General features: G+C 70.8%; 22 protein-coding genes. 2 read left to right on the forward strand and 20 right to left on the reverse strand.

Features of this window, described 5'->3' with window-relative positions:
- Positions 1-134: 134 nt before the first annotated feature.
- The 9 genes from ACIQMV_RS19145 to ACIQMV_RS19185 all read right to left on the reverse strand — a co-directional run bounded on the left by ACIQMV_RS19145 (position 135) and on the right by ACIQMV_RS19185 (position 8,935).
- Positions 135-1,004 (reverse strand): hypothetical protein, encoded by an 870-nt coding sequence (locus tag ACIQMV_RS19145; protein WP_402594049.1) that lies wholly within the window; start codon positions 1,002-1,004, stop codon positions 135-137.
- 43 nt (positions 1,005-1,047) lie between these two features.
- On the reverse strand, positions 1,048-1,992 hold the full coding sequence (locus tag ACIQMV_RS19150) for a hypothetical protein (RefSeq protein ID WP_402594051.1): 945 nt from the start codon (positions 1,990-1,992) through the stop codon (positions 1,048-1,050).
- Positions 1,993-2,069: 77 nt separating this feature from the next.
- On the reverse strand, positions 2,070-2,504 hold the full coding sequence (locus tag ACIQMV_RS19155; RefSeq protein ID WP_402594053.1) for a hypothetical protein: 435 nt from the start codon (positions 2,502-2,504) through the stop codon (positions 2,070-2,072).
- Positions 2,505-2,669: 165 nt separating this feature from the next.
- Positions 2,670-3,500, reverse strand: a complete 831-nt coding sequence (locus ACIQMV_RS19160) for an rRNA adenine N-6-methyltransferase family protein (RefSeq protein ID WP_402594055.1) — start codon at positions 3,498-3,500, stop codon at positions 2,670-2,672.
- Between the two features lie 197 nt (positions 3,501-3,697).
- A complete protein-coding gene (locus ACIQMV_RS19165) occupies positions 3,698-6,928 on the reverse strand; it encodes a ParB/RepB/Spo0J family partition protein (RefSeq protein WP_402594057.1) in 3,231 nt (1,076 codons plus the stop codon).
- A 133-nt stretch (positions 6,929-7,061) separates the two neighbouring features.
- Positions 7,062-7,322 (reverse strand): hypothetical protein, encoded by a 261-nt coding sequence (locus ACIQMV_RS19170; protein WP_402594059.1) that lies wholly within the window; start codon positions 7,320-7,322, stop codon positions 7,062-7,064.
- A gap of 60 nt (positions 7,323-7,382) precedes the next feature.
- Entirely contained in the window at positions 7,383-7,691 is a 309-nt protein-coding gene (locus tag ACIQMV_RS19175; protein ID WP_402594061.1) for a hypothetical protein, read from the reverse strand.
- Between the two features lie 149 nt (positions 7,692-7,840).
- On the reverse strand, positions 7,841-8,104 hold the full coding sequence (locus ACIQMV_RS19180; RefSeq protein WP_402594063.1) for a hypothetical protein: 264 nt from the start codon (positions 8,102-8,104) through the stop codon (positions 7,841-7,843).
- Positions 8,105-8,257: 153 nt separating this feature from the next.
- A complete protein-coding gene (locus tag ACIQMV_RS19185; RefSeq protein WP_402594064.1) occupies positions 8,258-8,935 on the reverse strand; it encodes a hypothetical protein in 678 nt (225 codons plus the stop codon).
- Between the two features lie 170 nt (positions 8,936-9,105).
- Here ACIQMV_RS19185 and ACIQMV_RS19190 point away from each other — a divergent pair, with 170 nt between their 5' ends.
- Positions 9,106-9,378 carry a sigma-70 family RNA polymerase sigma factor gene (locus ACIQMV_RS19190; RefSeq protein ID WP_376607679.1) on the forward strand — a complete coding sequence of 91 codons (273 nt, stop codon included), beginning with the start codon at positions 9,106-9,108 and terminating at the stop codon, positions 9,376-9,378.
- A gap of 65 nt (positions 9,379-9,443) precedes the next feature.
- Here ACIQMV_RS19190 and ACIQMV_RS19195 read toward each other — a convergent pair whose 3' ends face one another.
- From ACIQMV_RS19195 to ACIQMV_RS19225, 7 genes are all read right to left on the reverse strand, one after another.
- Positions 9,444-9,641 carry a hypothetical protein gene (locus ACIQMV_RS19195; RefSeq protein ID WP_402594066.1) on the reverse strand — a complete coding sequence of 66 codons (198 nt, stop codon included), beginning with the start codon at positions 9,639-9,641 and terminating at the stop codon, positions 9,444-9,446.
- 282 nt (positions 9,642-9,923) lie between these two features.
- On the reverse strand, positions 9,924-10,535 hold the full coding sequence (locus ACIQMV_RS19200) for a hypothetical protein (protein WP_402594068.1): 612 nt from the start codon (positions 10,533-10,535) through the stop codon (positions 9,924-9,926).
- A gap of 80 nt (positions 10,536-10,615) precedes the next feature.
- Positions 10,616-11,239 carry a hypothetical protein gene (locus ACIQMV_RS19205; protein WP_402594070.1) on the reverse strand — a complete coding sequence of 208 codons (624 nt, stop codon included), beginning with the start codon at positions 11,237-11,239 and terminating at the stop codon, positions 10,616-10,618.
- 165 nt (positions 11,240-11,404) lie between these two features.
- Positions 11,405-12,046: a hypothetical protein gene (locus tag ACIQMV_RS19210; protein ID WP_402594072.1), complete on the reverse strand. Its 642-nt coding sequence runs from the start codon at positions 12,044-12,046 to the stop codon at positions 11,405-11,407.
- Between the two features lie 21 nt (positions 12,047-12,067).
- The gene (locus ACIQMV_RS19215) at positions 12,068-12,538 is read right to left on the reverse strand and encodes a hypothetical protein (RefSeq protein WP_402594074.1); all 471 of its coding nucleotides are present in this window, start codon (positions 12,536-12,538) and stop codon (positions 12,068-12,070) included.
- A 17-nt stretch (positions 12,539-12,555) separates the two neighbouring features.
- Positions 12,556-12,903: a hypothetical protein gene (locus ACIQMV_RS19220; RefSeq protein ID WP_402594076.1), complete on the reverse strand. Its 348-nt coding sequence runs from the start codon at positions 12,901-12,903 to the stop codon at positions 12,556-12,558.
- A 135-nt stretch (positions 12,904-13,038) separates the two neighbouring features.
- Positions 13,039-14,214 (reverse strand): hypothetical protein, encoded by a 1,176-nt coding sequence (locus ACIQMV_RS19225; protein WP_402594077.1) that lies wholly within the window; start codon positions 14,212-14,214, stop codon positions 13,039-13,041.
- Between the two features lie 191 nt (positions 14,215-14,405).
- On the opposite strand from ACIQMV_RS19225, the gene ACIQMV_RS19230 reads away from it, so the two are divergent.
- Positions 14,406-14,690 (forward strand): hypothetical protein, encoded by a 285-nt coding sequence (locus tag ACIQMV_RS19230; RefSeq protein WP_402594079.1) that lies wholly within the window; start codon positions 14,406-14,408, stop codon positions 14,688-14,690.
- Positions 14,691-14,724: 34 nt separating this feature from the next.
- Here the strand turns inward: ACIQMV_RS19230 and ACIQMV_RS19235 are convergent, their stop codons facing one another.
- The 4 genes from ACIQMV_RS19235 to ACIQMV_RS19250 all read right to left on the reverse strand — a co-directional run bounded on the left by ACIQMV_RS19235 (position 14,725) and on the right by ACIQMV_RS19250 (position 17,051).
- Positions 14,725-14,880, reverse strand: coding sequence for a hypothetical protein (locus ACIQMV_RS19235; RefSeq protein WP_402594081.1), 156 nt, complete (start codon positions 14,878-14,880; stop codon positions 14,725-14,727).
- A 395-nt stretch (positions 14,881-15,275) separates the two neighbouring features.
- Positions 15,276-15,518 carry a hypothetical protein gene (locus ACIQMV_RS19240; RefSeq protein ID WP_402594082.1) on the reverse strand — a complete coding sequence of 81 codons (243 nt, stop codon included), beginning with the start codon at positions 15,516-15,518 and terminating at the stop codon, positions 15,276-15,278.
- A gap of 24 nt (positions 15,519-15,542) precedes the next feature.
- Positions 15,543-16,649 (reverse strand): hypothetical protein, encoded by a 1,107-nt coding sequence (locus ACIQMV_RS19245; RefSeq protein WP_402594084.1) that lies wholly within the window; start codon positions 16,647-16,649, stop codon positions 15,543-15,545.
- Positions 16,650-16,655: 6 nt separating this feature from the next.
- Positions 16,656-17,051, reverse strand: coding sequence for a hypothetical protein (locus ACIQMV_RS19250; RefSeq protein ID WP_402594086.1), 396 nt, complete (start codon positions 17,049-17,051; stop codon positions 16,656-16,658).
- Between the last annotated feature and the right edge of the window lie 6 nt (positions 17,052-17,057).

The raw sequence follows: 17,057 nt of genomic DNA on the forward strand, positions 1-17,057 counted from the left end.
GGTCAGGGGGCTGTGTGGTGTGGAGTTGATCTACTTCCATCCTTGGCCTACACCGCTTGGCCTAACCTTTTTGGCCGAGCAGTGTAGGCAAAGAAACTTCTATGAATCCGCAGGTCAGAGCGGGTGCGGGGCTGCTACGAGGCTGCCGTCGGCTGGAACGGGATCTGCGGGTTCAGCAGGTCATCCAGCGCGTACCAGCACCAGTCATGGCCGCCGACCGCGTACCGGCCGTGCGCGTTCGGCTGGAGGACCTCGACCGCCTGCTGGCGCCGTTCGCCGCCGAGGTACATCCAGCAGATGACCAGCACGACCGCGTGCGCCTGGCGGCCGACTGTGCCGTCCAGGACGTGCACCGTGTCGATCGAGCCGTGCCCGTGCCGCTCGGCGGCGGCTTGGGTGTCGTCCGCGATCCGCCGGACGGTGTCGAGGTCGAACCAGGGCCGCACGTACCCGTCGTCGCTCTGGTCGGCGGGGTCGACCATGGCCGGGTAGCGGTCGCGGTCGTTCGCGCACACCAGGACCTCGACCATTGCGCTCTGCCCGCCGGCGCGGTCGTCGAGGAGGGCGGCGGCCCGGATGAGGTCGAGGGCGTAGGCGGGGTGGCCGTCCTGGTCGGGCAGCTTGGTGCACAGCGGGTACCAGGCGTCGCGCGTGCGGTCGTCCAGGTAGACCGTCCACTCGCTCATGTCGTGTACGCCGTTCCCGGCCTCGTTCTCGCCGACGGCTTCGGTGAAGGTGCGCTCGTCGCCGTCTACCGTCCAGTACCGGCCGGTGGGGAACAGCGAGCCGTCCTCTCCTTCGACCAGCTCGACCCGGCCCGCGTCGAACGGGGCGTCGGGCTTGCTGCCGGTCAGGATGTCGCGCACCGCCGCGGCGGTCACGGCAGCCATGGCGCGGCCGAGCTGGTCGTGCGCGGTCTCGGCGGCCTGCAGGGCGGCGTGGGCTGCCGCGCTCAGGCCGTCGGGGATCGTGTAGGCCGGGCGTGTGGGGGTCTGGTCGGTCATGTGACGTCCTCGTTTCTGTCTGGCGTGGTGGAGGTGGGCGGGGCTACTGGCGGGCGGCCGGGAAGGTGATCCGGTAGAGCTGGGCGGACTGCTCGTCCGGGACGTGCTCCCATCCGGCCGCGGCGAGGTCGGCGGGCGTGACGTGGTCGAAGCCTCGGCGGAGGGCCCGGTCCGCGGTGCCGAGCGTCTCGGTGTCGAACGGGCCGGTGTCGTCGGCCGTGTCGATCTCGCGCTCGTCGGCGAACACCGCGCAGACCCGGGCCGAGTTGGTGAGGTCGACGAGGGCCGATGTCGCCTCGGGCACCCGGTCGTGCAGGACGGCCCCGGCGGTCCAGGTGGCGATCCCGAGCGGTGTCGCCGGGCGGGTGAGGCCGCACAGGCAGTCGGTCTCGTGCCAGTCCTGGTGGCCGCCGCAGCGGGGGCACCACCAGACCTCGCAGCTCCAGGTCCACTCCCAGCCGCCGATGCCGTACAGGCCGTTGCGGTTGGGCTCGATGACGTCGGCGGCTGCTTCGCCTTCGTCCACCCACTGCCAGCGGACGTGGACGACGACCGTGCGGTTCGCGCCCTTGCCGTTGGGCTTCCGCCGGCGCGCTGCCTTGCGGGCGGCCCGGGTGGCGACGGCGATCGTGGTGGCCTGCTCGGCTCCCTGGTCCAGGTCCCGCCAGTTGATGCGGACGGCGACCGCGAGCGGTTCGCGGTCGCCGTCCTCGTCCTCGTCGTCCGTGTTGCGCTTGATGTCGCTGGCGAGGATGTGGACGGTGTCCCGGCTGTCCGCGCGGCCGTCGATGACGTGGATCGTGTCGTAGCAGTCGTAGCCGTACTCGTCGGCCTCGCGGAGCGTCTGGGCGGACAGCTCTCGGGCGACGTCCAGGGTGAAGTACGGGCTCATCCAGCCGTTCCACCGGTTGGTCGGGTCCAGCTGGCAGTCGTAGGGCCCGAGGATGTCGTCGAGGGAGACGCGGCTGGCGATCATCTGGTGGCGCATGGTGGTTCTCTCCGTTCGAGCATGGGTCGGCCCCGGGGCGGGCGGGTGTCCGCCCCGGGGGCCGTCGTGGGTGAGGGCTAGAAGTCGAACAGGGTGGGCTCGGGCTTGCGGGCGCGCGCTACGGCGCCCAGTTCGGGGACCAGCTCGCCGGTCTGCTCGGTCCACCACTTGGCGGCCATTGAGCGGTGGCACCAGTTGCCTTCCACTCCGAGCTTGTCGAAGCAGAGGAGGACGACCGGGGCGTCCAGGTCGTTGGCTCCGGCGATTCCGAGCAGCTCCTCGCGGATGGCGTCGATCCCGGCCTCGGTGAGCATGCGCCGGTACTGGAACTCGTAGGCGTCCTCTGCGAGGCCCGCGCGGACCAGCGGCCAGGGCGGGGTGACGAGCTTCGCGTGTCCGCCGAGCTGGTACGGGAGGCGGAACCGGGGGTGGCCTGCGGTGGTGCGCACCGGGGTGCCCATGGCGGGCTGGAACTCCTGGAACGTGCAGGTGGCGACGCGGAGGTCACTCATGGGTCTTTCGTCCTCTCTGGACGGGATTGGGTTGGTTCATCCTGCAGGGCCTCCTTCGACTGACATGGGGGGGTGTAGTGAGTGCCCACTATGTTCAACGCGTGGATACCCACTGTGGTTCCGGGGAGACCCCCAGGGGTTTCGAGAAAAGCGCAGGTCAGCGGCTCAGGCCGCGACGTCGAACAGGTCGAGCTGGCGCGGCTGGCGCAGCAGCCAGTCGTGCGTGCGCAGCCGGCTCCCGGCGTAGCCCGGCAGGAACAGCAGGCAGGTGCGGACGTTGGTCCCGGAGACCGCGAACGAGTCCTCGGGCAGCTTCTCGATCTCGCCGCCGACCTCTTCGACCACCTCGCGGAAGTCGGTCGTCTTCCGGTCGCTCCACCACATCAGCCCTTGGCTCATGACGGCGACGAGGATGCCGTCGTCCTTCATGAACCCGACCGCGTGGAGGATGTGGTCCAGCCCGTTGTTGAACGGGGGGTTCATCACGATCCGGTCGTAGCCCTCCTCGATGTCGAGCGGGTCGAGGGCGAGGAAGTCGGCGTTCTGCACCTTCCGGCAGTCGCCCTGGGCGCGGAGGATCTCCGCGCGCCGCTCGTCCAGCTCCACGGCGTCGACCACGCCGCCGCGGCTGGCGATGTCGGCGGTCATCGCGCCCGCGCCCGCCGACGGTTCGAGCACGGTGTCCCCGGCCCTGATCCCGGCCTGGTCCACGATCTGCGTGACGAGCGCGGGCGGGGTGGCGTACCAGCCCTGGTCGTACCGGGACGGGTACTCACCGGCCGCGAGGCACTGGCGCATGAACTCCTCGATCCGGTACGCGAAGACGTGCGCCCGGACCTTCTTCCGGCCGTCCCATCGGCCGCCCATCTCCTTGAGCACCTTGTCCACTTGCTCGTACACCGGCCGGTCGAGTTCGAACGGGATGCGCACCTGGTCGTGCTGGATCTCCGTGCGCTGGTCGGTGAGGACGGTGAGGACGTCGGTCGGGAAGATCATGGTTTGCCTCCTGGTGTTCGCTGATCGGGTGGGATGGTGCCTTCGGTCGGGGGGCCGCCGGCGGGGATGGCGTGGGGGCCGCTGTGACCGCCGCGTGGCCGGGGCTGGGGGGTTGGGAGGGGGGCTCCGCTTACTCCGCTGAGCGGGGCAGGGGGCGCCCCGCCCTTCCGGGCGGGGCGCTAGTGGCTACCCACTATCTAGGCGACGGACGAGGCGGCGGCCTCCGGGTTGATCTCGATGCTGCTCGCACGGACCGCCGCGATCGCCTGGGCCTGACGGAGGTTCTTGTGGGCGCGCAGCGTCAGCTCCCGCAGGTGCTCGATGCGCATCTGGTGACCGGGGACGCCGCCGGGCGTACCGGCGAGCAGGAGGGCGAGCTGCTCGGGGTCGGCGCTGGCCAGCTCGGACAGGATCTCTCCGGCCTGGCTCAGCCGGTCGATCTTCTTGACCAGCGCGTTCCGGTCGCTGACGATCCGCTCGCGCTCGCTCTCGGGGAGGTCGAGCGAGCCGGGGATGGCGTCCTGACCGTCCTTGCCGCCGGCCACCTCGTCAGCCAGGACGAAGAAGCTGCCCTGCTCCTCCTGCCGCTTCTCCTCCGCGCGGGCCGCCTGCGCGAACGCCTCCGCGTCCCGCGTGCTCTTGAACTCGCCTCGGGCGTACCGGGTGAGGAACCGCATCTGGTTGTCGCAGTTCAGCAGGGACACGTACCACGAGAGGCCGACCGGGAGGTGCCCCTTGCCCAGGGCCTCACGGGCGGGCTCGCACAGGCGCAGGAGGTCGATCCGCCAGCCGACGTAGGCGGCGGACTTGCCGACCATCTTGGCCACCTCGTCGATCGTGTAGTTGGCCTCGACCAGCCGCTGGAAGCTCTCGGCCTCCTCGATCGGGGTCATGTCCGCGCGGCCGACGTTCTCGGCGACCTGGCGGGCGAGGGTCTCGCGGCTGCCGTCCTCGATGCCGTGGTTGACGACCGCGGGCATCTCGGTGAGACCTGCCAGCTTGGACGCCCTCCACCGGCGCTCACCTGCGATGAGCACGTACCTCTTCGTCGAGGGGATGTAACGCAGGCTGACCGGCTGGAGCAGACCCAGTTCCTTGATGGAACCGGCCAGCTCCTCCAGCTTGGCCTGGTCGAAGACCTTGCGCGGCTGGGAGGGGTCGCGGTCGATCCGGTCGATCGGGACGACCTTCTGGACGGTCTTCACCTGGGGGGCGGCCGTCACCTTCTCCGCCTTCGCGGCCTTGGCGGTCTTGGGGGCGCGGGTGGTGGTGGCGGTCATGGTCGGAACCTCCTGGGTGGGGTGGTTTAGTGGGTCTTCACTAATACCAACGCGTGTACGCCCCGTGTGGTTCCGGGTGTTTCCGGAGAGATCGCAGGTCAGAGCCGTTTTTTCACTCCCCTCCGGGGTCTCTCCGTTCCCCTCCGGGACCTCCCCTGCGGACTCCTCGGGCTCCGTCGGCTGCTCCTCGGTGGGCGCCTCAGCCTCGGCCGCCGCAGGCTCCTCGGCCGGGGGCTCCGCCGACAGCTCGTCGACCGGCGTTTCGACGTCGGCCGCCGCAGCCTTCTCGGTCGCCGCCGCGGCGACCTCGACGGACCCCAGGGTGTGGGCCCATGCCTGGAAGTCGAGCGGAGCGTAATAACCGTCCGCCATGGCGATGCCCTCGTCCACGTAGGCCCGGTATGCGGCGTCCAGCTCGGGCGTGCGCTCGACGTCCGGCCGCTGGGCGGCGCGCTCGCGCATCTCGGCCATCTGGGCCGCCTTGCGCTCTTTCCGGGTGAGCCGAGTTCCAATGGGGGCGGTCATCGCGTCCTCCTGGGTGGGGTGGGTTAGTGGGTCTTCACTATTACCAACGCGTGTACGCCCCGCGTGGTTCCGGGTGTTTCCGGAGAAATCGCAGGTCAGAGCCGTTTTACCGCTCTCCTCCGGGCTCTCTCCGTGCGCCTCCGGGGCCTCCCCCGCAGGCGCCTCGGCCTCGCCCGCTGGGGGCTCCTCGATGGCGGGCTCCGCCGCCGGCTGCTCGTCGACCACCGCGGCGGGCTCCTCCGCCTGGGGCGGCTCGGGCGCCGCCGGGGCGAGGACGACGTCACGGACGAAGCCGCTGCGGTCCCGGGATACCGCCCAGTCCTCCTCTCCGCACACGTAGCCGCGCTTGGCGAGCAGCCTCGTGATCTCGGCCTGGAGGGACTTCGACCACACCGCCCGGTGGAACCGCTCGCCCTCCGGAGGCTTGATCAGCTCCGGCGTGAAGTCCTTGTGCGGTCGGCTGTTCCCGTTCAGCCACACCAGCTCGGCCACCTCGCCGCCCAGGTCGCAGGTGACGAACACCCGCTTGGCCACCTTCGGATCGCTTCGCTTCGCCGCCTTCGGCTTGGCGGCCTGCGCCTCGCGTACCGCGCTCGCCGACTGGGCCTCGGACGCCTCGTCGGCCAGCTTCGTGCCGGGCACCTTCCCCTCAGCCAGGAACGCGTCCATGGCCGCCTCGGGACACCGGGCGCGCACCTCTGTGTAGTCCGCCGGGTGCGTCCAGACCCGTCCGCGGTCGGTGGCGTCCTCCAGTGTCATTACCTGCTTCGGGGCCAGTCGCAGGTTCCACGCGACGCTCAGCGTCGTCGGGTTGACCCGCTTCACCTGGTACCAGGAGCCGAGGTAGCGGACGTAGTCGCCGGGCGCGAAGTCGTCCGGGCCCCAGATCTTCACGCCGTCGGCCTTGGCCTTCTCGACGATCGCTTCCCAGTGCTGGATCTCCTCGCGGAGGTCGAGGACGTTCACCTCGTGCCGCTCGCCGTCCCAGCCCTTCTCGGCGGCCTCCGTAACGTACCGCTCCTGCTGGCGGAGGTCGGCGCGCAGCTTCTTCAGCCGACGCAGGGTCCGGTACGGGTCCTTCCGGAACGCCTCGTAGTTCGCGGCGGCCCTCGCCCGGTCCGCCCAGTACGCCGACCGCTCGCCGTCCTCGATCGACTTCCGCATGTTGGTGTGGATGCGCTCCTGGTCGCGGCGGGCGCGGCGCTCGCTGTGGTGGCCGACGAGGATCGGCTGGCCGAACTCGAACCGCCGGCTGATGTTCTCGGCCACGCCGCGCCGGGCGTCGGAGGAGGCGGCGGCCCGGCCCGCACGGTCGCCGTAGCATTCGGCGCGGCCCTCAGCGCGCTCCTCACGGTCGGCTTCGGCCTCCGAGAAGGACCGCCGCACCCGCTCGTTGATCTCGACCGTCACGGTGTGTCCGGCCGCCCGCAGGGCCTCGGCGGCCCGGTTGATCCGCCAGGTGTCGGCTGCCTTGTCGCGCGACCGCTTGATGAACAAGCCCTCGATGGAGCGGGAGAACCAGAAGCCGTACTCTCTGACGATCTCGAAGATGCCGTCCCCCTTGCTGGAGCCGGTGAGGATCGTGCCTTCCGCTCGGGTGTGGGTGATCGTGATCTCTGCCATCTGGCGTTCCTCCTGGGCGGTTGGGGAGGGCGGGGCCCGGTGGCCCCGCCCGGTGGTGGTCAGGCGGAGGCGGCGGTCTTCTCGCGGTCGAGTTGGGCGCGGGCGGCCAGGCGGGCGTCGGCCCACGCGCGGATCAGGGCGGTCCGGCCTCGGCGGCGGCCTCGCCGGCGCTCAGGCCGCGGTCGAGGCTGGACAGGTAGCGGGCGCCAAGCATGTTGACGGCGCTGGGCCGGGTGAAGGTCTCGACGAGGCTGTCCAGGCTCAGGTGGGGGAACGACTCGTGCAGGGACTTGGCCGCGATCGCGGCGATCTTGCCGATGGCCTCGGCGAGGTCCTCGCGGTCCTGCGGGCTCATGGTCTGGGCGGGCCTGGTGTGCGCGAGCTGGGTGGTCATGGTGGGGTCCTCCTCGTTCACGGGGTGCGGTGGGCGGCCACTACGGGCAGCGCGCAGCGGTCAGAACAGGCGCATGGCCTCGCGGGCCGCGCGGGCGAGGACGTCGTCCCCGTTGGTCATCGCGCGGGTGATGGCCGCGAAGGAGCGCTGGGCGGCCATCTGCTGGCGGGTGGCTTCCTCGGCGATGTCCAGGCCAAGCTGGCGGAGGGCGGCCCGGTCGAGCACCCCGCTGCTCACCGTCCTGCGTACGGCGACCGCGCGAGTGACGTCGTTCTCGCGAGCGAGCCGCCGGGAGAGGTCGAGGGCGTCCTCGGCGTCCCCGATCTCGGCGATCAGCTCGGTCTCTTCGCAGATGGTGGTGGCGAGCATGGGGGCCTCCCGGGGAGTGGGGGTTTAGTGGGTCGTCACTATGTCCAACGCGTGTACGACCCATGTAGTTCCGGGTGTTCCGCGAGGAATCGCAGGAAATTGCAGGTCAGATGGGGTGGGCGAGGCCGGATGGCCCCGCCCGGGCGGGCTCAGGGGAGCCGGGTGGCAGCCATGGCAGCCTCGACGATTCCGAACGTCTGGCCCCAGGTGGCCTGCACGGTCATGAACTCGGTGCCGCCGTAGCCCGAGCAGGCGATGATCTCGGCCTTGGCGCCTTCCGCGCTCGGGGGGATCTGGACTGTCCAGTCGTACCCGCCGTGGCTGACCGTGGCGGCCAGGCCGGTGTTCAGCTTCTTCCAGCTGGTGGCGGTGGCCGCTGCGGTGAAGATGGCGGAGGAGGTGGTGGCGTCCATTTCCGGCTCCCTTGGGTTGGGGTTTAGTGGGTCTTCACTATGTCCAACGCGTGTTCGGGTCAGGAGGTACCGGGTCATTCGGAAGAAATCGCAGGAAATTGCAGGTCAGAGGGGGTGGGCGGGGCCGGGTGGCCCCGCCGGGGCGGCTGGCGGTCAGCCGGCCAGGATCGCCTCGCCCGCCTTGGTCAGGGTCACCCGCTGCCCGGTGAACAGCGAGCGGCTCGTGTCGCACTGCGCCCACCCCTGCTCGATCACCCACATGACCATGTCCTTGCGGGGCTTCTCGCCCCTCTCGACCGACACTTGCGTCTGGCCGACCCTGAACTCCGAGAGCTTGACGCCGTTGTCCCGGATGGCCTCCAGGGTCCGCTTCTGGGCCGGGGTCACCCTGGGGGCCTCCACCGGGGCGGGCGCGGGCTCGGGCTGGGCCGCGACCTCAGGGGCGGCCTCCTCGGCCGGGGCCTGGTCCTCGTCGATGTCCATGCCGTTGGTGCTGCTCAGGAAGCGGCGCAGGCCGTCCTGTTCGGCGAGGCGCTCCGCGTTGGTGACCAGGCTGGTGCTGAGGGCGATCCCGAAGTCCACCAGGGCCTCCGTCGCCTTCTGGCGCATCTTGGCCAGCCCTTCGCGGACGCCGTGGCGCTCGATGCGCACGAACAGGTCGGCCCAGGGCTTCGCGTTCGCGTCGGCCACCAGGGCGGTGTTCATCAGGTGGGTGAGGTTGGACCCCTTGATCGCGCACGCGTCCGCCAGCTTCTTGCGGGCGTCCTCGGCGGCCTGGAACTCGCCGTTGGCGCGGATGTTCAGGAACTGGAGGGCGATCTTGGCGTCCATTTCGGGCTCCTTTGAGGATGTGGGGTTTAGTGGGTCTTCACTATGCCCAACGCGTATTCGACCCTGGAGATACCGGGTAATCCGGAAGAAATCGCAGAAAATCGCAGGTCAGCGGCCTGCCCGCCTCGTCGGCGTGACGTGCGTAGTGGGTACCCTCTACTCTGGTCCCCATGGACAACACCCTCCCCGAGCCATTCGCCGCGCTCGCCGGCCTCGAAGCGGAGCCGACCATCGAGCAGGCCAGGGCCCTCACCGCCGCACTCAATGCCGTGCCCGACTTGCAGCGGTGGCTGCGCATCCAACGGCAGAAGACCGTGCGCGGTCTCCTCGACTCGGGCCACAACCGGGACGAGCTCGCGCCGCACCTGGAGGTGACCCCGCAGCGCGTGTCCGACATCGCCAGCGGCCACACCCGCAGCAAGGCGCCCCGCAAGACTGCGTGACCTCGCACGGCGAGCGCCCGCCGGCCCCTGCAGAGCAGGGCGGGTGGGCGCTCGCGCGTCGCGGCTCACGCGGCGGCCGGGGCGAACAGGCTGAGCTGCTCGGTCTCGTCCGGCGCGGCCGGGAGCGGGGGGAGTTCGACCGGCCGCAGCGGGGACGCCTTCGGCAGCTCCGGCCTCGGCGTGGGCCGCGCGGCCTCGGCGCGCAGCTCGGCGACGACCTCCGCGTCCAGGCGGTGCTCGGCGACCTCCTCGGCAGTGGGCACCCAGCCAGCCGGGACGTTGCGGCCCAGCCGGTCTCGTTCCCCAGGCGCTCGATCTCGTCGGCGTGCCCGGCGATCACCTCGTCCGCGTGGCGGGTGAGGGGGAGGACGTACGTGCCGATGCGTTCGCCGTTGCGGTAGTCGCCGGTGACCCGGAAGTCGCAGCCGCGGCCCTGGGTGAGGCCGAGGCCGCGCAGGACGCGCGCGATGGCAACCGTCGGGGAGGAGGGGGCGGGCAGGTTCTTCATCCGCTGGGCTCCTTTCAGAGTGCTTAGTGGGTAACCACTATGTCCAACGCTGGAGGTCGCCTGAGGTACCGGGGAGGACCGAGGAAATCGCAGGTGAGGACAGGATGCGGACACGTCCGGACAGGCTGTCCAGGCGGGGCGCCGACCTGACCGGACACTGTCCCGACGTGTCCCGCCGACCGCCCGTGAACTCGGCGCGCAGGACGCGCGGGTTCACGGCGTGCTCGTCGTCGACCCACACGTTCACCCACGGCCTGCCGCAGAACGACAGGCCGGACCTCGGACCGTGCAGCCTCCGGATGACGCGGCTGGCGCTGAAGGCTCCGTGCCACCAGATCCGGCCGGCGGCCAGCCCGTACGGGGCGCCGACGAGCTCGGTCAGGTCGAGGCCTTCGCGGGCAACGTCGCAGAGTTCGCTGGCGAGGTCGGCGCGGGCCCACCGGTTCGACCACGGGCCCACGGCTTCGACGGCGGCCTCGCGGACGTAGTACTTCTCGCCGAGGGTGAGGTCCTCGTCCTCCAGGCGCCGCTCGACCGCAGCGCTCACGGCGCGGATCAGGTCGCGCGGGGCGGCGGGCTGCCGGTCGGAGGGGAGGAACGTCGCTGCGGTGGCGCAGACGGCGCGGAGGGTGGTCTGTGAGATCCGCATGGATACCTCCTGGGAGAAGGGGAGCGGTGTCCGGACAGCCGCTGAACGGGGCGGACACTGTCCGGACAGAGGTGGGTCGGTCAGGCGGTGGCGGCGACGGCCGCGGTGAAGGTGGCGGACAGCGACTCGACGAACAGGGCGCCGACCCGGGCCTGGTGGGCGTGCTGCAACTGGGCGGCCTTCTCCTCGTTCCGGGCGTGGACGGTGAACCCGCACAGGCAGGTCACGACCGGCGCGCTCGGGTCGATGACGCTGGCGTGCTCCTGGGCGATCTGGGCGAGCCGCGCCGAGAGGGTCAGGCGCAGTCGGCCGTTTCGGTCGGCGACGACCAGGCGGTGCGCGGTGAGCACGTCGGTCTGCGCGACCGGGATCTCGTACGTTCCGGCCTCGATGATCCGGCAGCCGGGGCGCTCGATGCTGCGGGCGTAGCGGGCGACCCGCACCGAGTCGATCACCGCGAGGTTCCGCCGGGTCTCCTCGGACAGGTCACCGACCTCGGTGTGCGGGCGCAGGCTGATGGAGCGCAGCGCGCACGAGGTGGCCGGGTTGACCTTGCGCCAGCGGATGAGTGCGCCGCCCTCGCGGGTGGCGGTGATGGCGTAGCCGCGGTTGTAGCTGCGGCGGAGCAGGCTGAGGGCGTGGACCTCGGTGGCGGTGCCGCGGCTCTCCGAGCCGCTCTCGCTGGTGACTTTCTCGGTGAACATGGCGGTGTCCCTTCGTCTGGTGGGGGGCGGGGCCCGGCCTTCGCAGCGGGCCGGGCCCCGGCTGGTGGGCGGTGAGTGGTGCTACTTACATTTTTTGCCTAATCAACTTGGGCTAACCTCATTGGCCAAATTTATTAGGCAAAGGAACTTCTAAGAAAGCGCAGGTCAGCGGGCCAGTCCGCCGAACAGGACGTCGGCCGCCGATCGGCCCGGAGCCCGCTCACCAGCCCCGGGGAGCCTGCCGTAGACGACACCCTCGCCGGCACCCCGGCCGGTGTCGCCCGGCTTCCGCTCCTCCTCGGCCGGGCCGCCGGGCTCCTCTGCCCGGGCGCCGCTCACCGGCTCCAGGGTCTCGGCGGCCTGCCCGGCGCGCGGGTAGTCGGCGGCGTGGGCGGCGAGCCACACGGTCAGGTACAGGGCGGCGTGCGCGCACTCCGTGTCGAGGTCGAGCCCGAGCCCCACGGTGAACAGCTGGTCGATGTACTCGCCTGTGCCGTCGTACAGGGCGGCCGTCCACGGCTCGGTGTGCTCCTCGGGCTCCAGGTCCGCGCTCTCCCCCGAGTACAGGAACACCTTCGGCCCGGTGTGCGCGTCTCCCTCGTCGGTGGTGCAGTCGACGCCGACGAGGACGTACGAGACGCCGCAGTCCTCCGCGAAGAAGGCAGGGATGCCCAACTCCGCCAGGGCGGCGATCAGCTTGTCCCCGTCCTTCGGTCCGGCATCGGCGGCGGCCTCGCGGGCGCCGTGGGCGAGGAGGTTGAGGCGGCGGGCGGCGGCCTCGGTGACGATGGTCTCGGTAGCAGTCATGACGTTCCTCTCGTGTGCGGGTCAGATCCAGGAGCGGACGGCGTGGAAGCGGCGCGAGCGGTACGGCACCGCGGCGTCCGCGTGGGTGTCGCGAATGTGGGCCTCGGCTGCGTCTCGCGCACCGTCGCGGGTGGTGGAGCGGCCGGTCTTCGTGCAGTCGTAGTTGCAGCAGCCGGCGCTGTCGCAGTGCGCGCCGACGACGTGCACCTGGCAGCGCCACAGCCAGCCGTGGCCGTAGCGGGCGCCGGACACCGGCACCCAGGAGACGAGGGCGACGGGCGCCGGGGCTCCGTCGGCCTGCAGCAGGCTCTCGGTGCGGTAGCCGGTGTACTTGTCGGCGGACAGGACGGTCGGCCTGATGTCCCACCAGGTGAGGGCCAGCGGGGGCCACTCCTCGGGCGGGACCGGCCGGCGGTCGGGCACGCACTGTTCGGGGGCGGGCAGGTCGGGCCACTGGGGCGCGACCGCGCGGAGCAGGGTGAGGCGTTCCACGGTGGTTCCTTTCTCTGTCATGCGGCGGCGACCAGGTGAGCGGCCACCGAGTGGTAGCAGCGGACGGAGCGCAGACCGGCCGGGCAGTTGCACTGCCCGGTGGCCGCGGTGCGGTAGACGCCCTCGCCGTCGTCGGCGACGACGAGGAAGACACGGTTCTGCCGGAGGGGCACCAGGGCGCCCAGTTCGAGCAGCTCGACCGCTTTGGCGACCTGCCACTGCGGGTGGGTCACGTCGGCGCGGGCGGTGCGGCGGATCTTCTGGCGACAGCGCGGTCCGTACCCGTCCGGGCTGGGGCGGCGAAGCGGCCTGCGGCACCTCAGGCACCGGGTGGGTTCCGTGGTGGTGACCTTGGTGGCGCGCATGGCAGCTCCTTGGGGGGCGGTGGTGGGTGGTACTACTGCCATCCTTGGCCTAATCAACTTGGGCTAACCTTGTTGGCCACTTTGAATAGGCAAAGGAACTTCTAAGAAAGCCGCAGGTCAGCGACCTGCGGCGGTTCAGGCGAGGGGCTCGGGGATGACGCGCTCGACGGTGACGATGTCCCACATCGCGGTGCCGAGGTCGATGGCCACCCGCCACGCCTCGCGGTAGGTGGTCCGACGGTCGGCGGTGGTCACGCCCTCGACCTTGGCCCACCATTCGGCGTCCCCGTCCGGCGTGGCCGTGACGTCGGTGTCGAGGACGGTCAGGCGGGCGCCGAACCCGTGCAGGATGTCCCCCTTGGCGACCAGGGTCCGCGGGATCTCCAGGGTGATCCGGCGGGTGCGCCCGCCCATCAGTTCCTCGGCGGCGTCCGGGTCGGCGTGCCGCAGGTAGCCGAGGGCGTCTTCCAGGTCGGTCACGGCCTTGCACCATGCCGGGTCCTGCGGGTCGGGCCGGTGGGCGATGCGGGCGGAGGCCTGCCGGGCGGCAGCCTTGGCGGCGGCCACGCGGGCGGCGTCGACCAGCTCGCAGCTGTGGGCGGGGAAGGTGGTGCCGTCGTCCATCGTCAGCGTCGTGACCAGGGCGGCCGGGTTGTCGGTGGCGGCTTCGACGGTGCGTACGACGCCGTCCGGGCAGACGCTCCGCTGTCCGGGCTGGTGGCCGGGGGCGGGCTCGGCCAGCTCGTACCGGTACTCACGGGCGATCCGCTCGGCGGCGTCGACGCTGGCGGCCCACTTGCCGCACGCGTACTCGCGGGGCGGGCGGCGCAGGGTGGCGACCGGCTGGAAGGCGCCGGCCTCTGCGGTGAGGGCGACGGCCAGGCGGTTCATCCAGACCGCGGCGGCCCGCTCGAAGACGACCACCAGGACGGCGCCCTCCTCGACGTCGCCGCGCTCGGCCGCGGCGACTGCTTCGGCGCTGCTCTCGAAGCGGTGGACGGCCGGGCCGGGCTCCAGGTGGTACGCGTCGATGGTCAGGCCGAGTTCGTCGGCGACCTCTTTGGCGACGGCGACGCTTCCGGCGTAGCGGCTGCCGCTCACGCTGCTGGCGGACTCCATGGCGCCGGAGTGGAACTCGCCGTGCCCGGCGGTGATGGCGACCGGCCAGGCGCCCATGAGGACCGCGATGGCCTTCTCGCCCTCGACGACGAGGACGTCTCCGTCCGTGATCTCGTCGTAGCACTGGCTGACGTCGTAGGCCTCTTGAGTGGAGGCGAAGCGGTGGACGCGGAGGGTGGGACTGTCACTCATGTGCCGATTCCTTCCCTGTTGGGTGATAGGTGGTACTTCACCCATCCTTGACCTAAACATCTTGGGCTAACCATGTTGGCCGAATTAATTAGGCAAAGAGGCTTCTAAGAAGCCGCAGGTCACGCACCCGATCCAGCGCGCCACTGTCACCTATCCGGTTTGGCCTAATCGGGTTGTGGAACGATGTCGTCATGCCCAGGCGCCCCGGACCTGCACCGGTCCCACCACACGAGCCCAGCCCCGAACTGAAAGCCGCCATCAGGGACTGGGAGGACAGCGTCAAGCGCGAGCAGGAGCTTCGCCAAGCTGCCCGCAAGGCCGTCGCCGACGAGCTGATCCGGTTCCCCGACCTTCCCGTGGCGGCGCTCGCCAAGGCGCCAGAGGTCCCCTGGGACGTCGAAATGGTCCGGCGGATCGCCCGCGAGTACGACGTGCCGTACCGGCAGCCGAACAAGGCGCCCGTGAAGGAGGAGTAGGCCGGCCGCCGCCTCCAGTTGGCGGCGACCCAGGTCAGCTCTTGCGGGGCTTGCCGGTCGCGCCCGCGTGGATGCGGGCGATCTCCACCCTGCCGCGCACGACGACGGCCAGGCCGCCGACGACGCACACGCCGAGCGCCACGACACAGCCGCCGAGGAGCACCCACACCAGCGCGCTTGTCCCAGCCATCCCGATACCTCCCGTTTCGTCAACCTATGGTCGACAAACGTAACGACCACAGGGCCGGGAAGGATGGCGAGACGGACGGGCTACCGGAGGAATTCGCTGACCTGCGGAAACGCGGCACGGTCAACGGTGCCTGGTCTTCACCAGCATGGTCGCAAGAGCCACAAACAGAATCGCGCCCATGATGGCGAACCACACGATGAGGTCGGTAACGGGGTCCTCGGCGAGTTCTACGAAGTTCACTGCGGTCGCCTTCTTCCGGAACGCCTGCCCTGTCGCTCCAGCCAGTGGAACGACAGCTCCCGGGTACCCCACTGTCGTCGAACACCCGTCGGTAACCCAGAACGGGAAGAGGGGCCACACACGGGTGCGGCCCCTCTCGTCTTTCCCTCACCGGGTCAGTTCAGGCGGACGAGGAACGCGACGATCAGGAACACGGCCAGGAGCGCCGTGGCGATGGCCTGCCCTCGCGGAACGTCGAGCAACTTGGCCACCGGCACGTCGATGACTCGCTCACCGTCCGGGATCAGCCCGGCATGGGCGAGGATCCGATGCCGACGAGCCTCCCGCAGAAGCACACCATCCGTGACACACACCGTCGACGTGCTCGCGCAGTCGTCGCACCGGTACTTCCTGAGCATGGCCGCCGCCTTCTCCCTCACGGTCTACGTGTCCCCATGGTGGACGATCCGCCACGCGCTTGGGCCCCGTTCGGGGTCAGGGAGGACGTCGAATTGCCGTTCGCTCCCCTCTCCGCCCCTCTCCGCCTGCTCTCCGCTGCTCTCCGCAGATGCCCTCTGACCTGCGTCTCCGCAGCGGAGAGCGGGCGCGGAGACCGGTCCTGGGCCGCCGTCAGGGGAGGGTAGCGGCGGGAGCTGATTTCGATGCACTCCCTGCCTCCCCGCGCGCCCCCTCGCGCGGAACTTCTTGGAGGGGTCCCAGCCGGCCCGCACCAGCCTCTCCCGCAGCTCCTCATCGGTGGCCTGACTGAGGGTCGGGAGAGCGGCCCGCATGGCGGGCCGGAGGTCGGCCAAATGCACCCCGTTTTCCGCCCCGATTTCAGCCCGGATCAAGGCCGTCAGCGGGTCCTCCGCGGGGGGCTCCGCAGCAGCCTCGGTGGGGGTCTGCTCGGCGCCCTCAACGGGGGCCTGATCGCGGGGCTTTGCCTCCTCCTTGGCGGCCTCGCGGGTCGGCTTCTTCTCGCCCTGCTCGGCGCGCTGCCGGTGGAGGGCGCCGAGGGCCGCGCAGCACCACACCACGGTGATGCCGACCGGACCCCACACGGGCCAGGTGGTGATGGTGCGGACGGCGCAGTATCCGGCGAACCCAAGCGCGGCCAGGCGGGCGGGCGTCTTCATGTCCTTGGGGCCGTACTCTCCCCCGAGCCAGGCGGCCAGGTGGCCCAGCAGGATGCGGGTACCGGCCAGGTAGTCCGCGCCCATCGCCCACAGCCTGCGGCGGCCGGGGGGCTCGCCAGCGGCGCGGCGCTCCTTCTTGCGTGCGCGCCGGGTGGCCTTGCGTTCGGGCGCCTGCTTGCGCCAGCGGCGGTTGGCCTCCAGACCGGCATTGATGACGGCCGGGATCCACGCGAGGCTGGCGTAGGGGCGCAGGTCGGGCATGGCGAGGGCCCGCATGGGCGCGGGCTCCTCGTCCTCCAGCTCCGCCTCGACGGCGGCCGGGGCCGCCTGGGTGGGCTGCTGCTCCCCCGCCGTGTCGGACGGCGGGGTGTGCTCGTCGTCGGGGTCGGGGACCAGGTGCAGGGCGGTAGTCATCAGCCATCACGCCCAGTGCTGGGCGAACCGCTCGATGAACGCGGCCACCTGCCCGAACGGGCCGCCTGCCCCGGAGGCGACGAGGAAGAAGGCGATCCCGGTCATGGCGAGCTGCCGCAGCGTCAGCCTCTTGAAGCACAGCAGGACGACCAGGCACACGGCCATACCGGCTGCGGTCATCTTGGGCAGCGATTCCCCGATCGCTGCCAGGCCCTCGTTGATCAGGTCGGAGATCCACGAGAACGGCGGCCCTGCCGCCTTGAAACTACAGCCGGCGACCATGGCCAGGAACAGCGTCCAGCCCCAGGACATGGGGCCGACCTTGCCGCCCGGGGTGGTGCCGAACCAGAGCAGCAGCGCCAGGGCGGCGGCCAGGCCGCCGATGCCGAGATGGATAGCCACAGGTGA

The organism is Streptomyces sp. NPDC091412, from assembly GCF_044756885.1.
GTDB lineage: Bacteria > Actinomycetota > Actinomycetes > Streptomycetales > Streptomycetaceae > Streptomyces.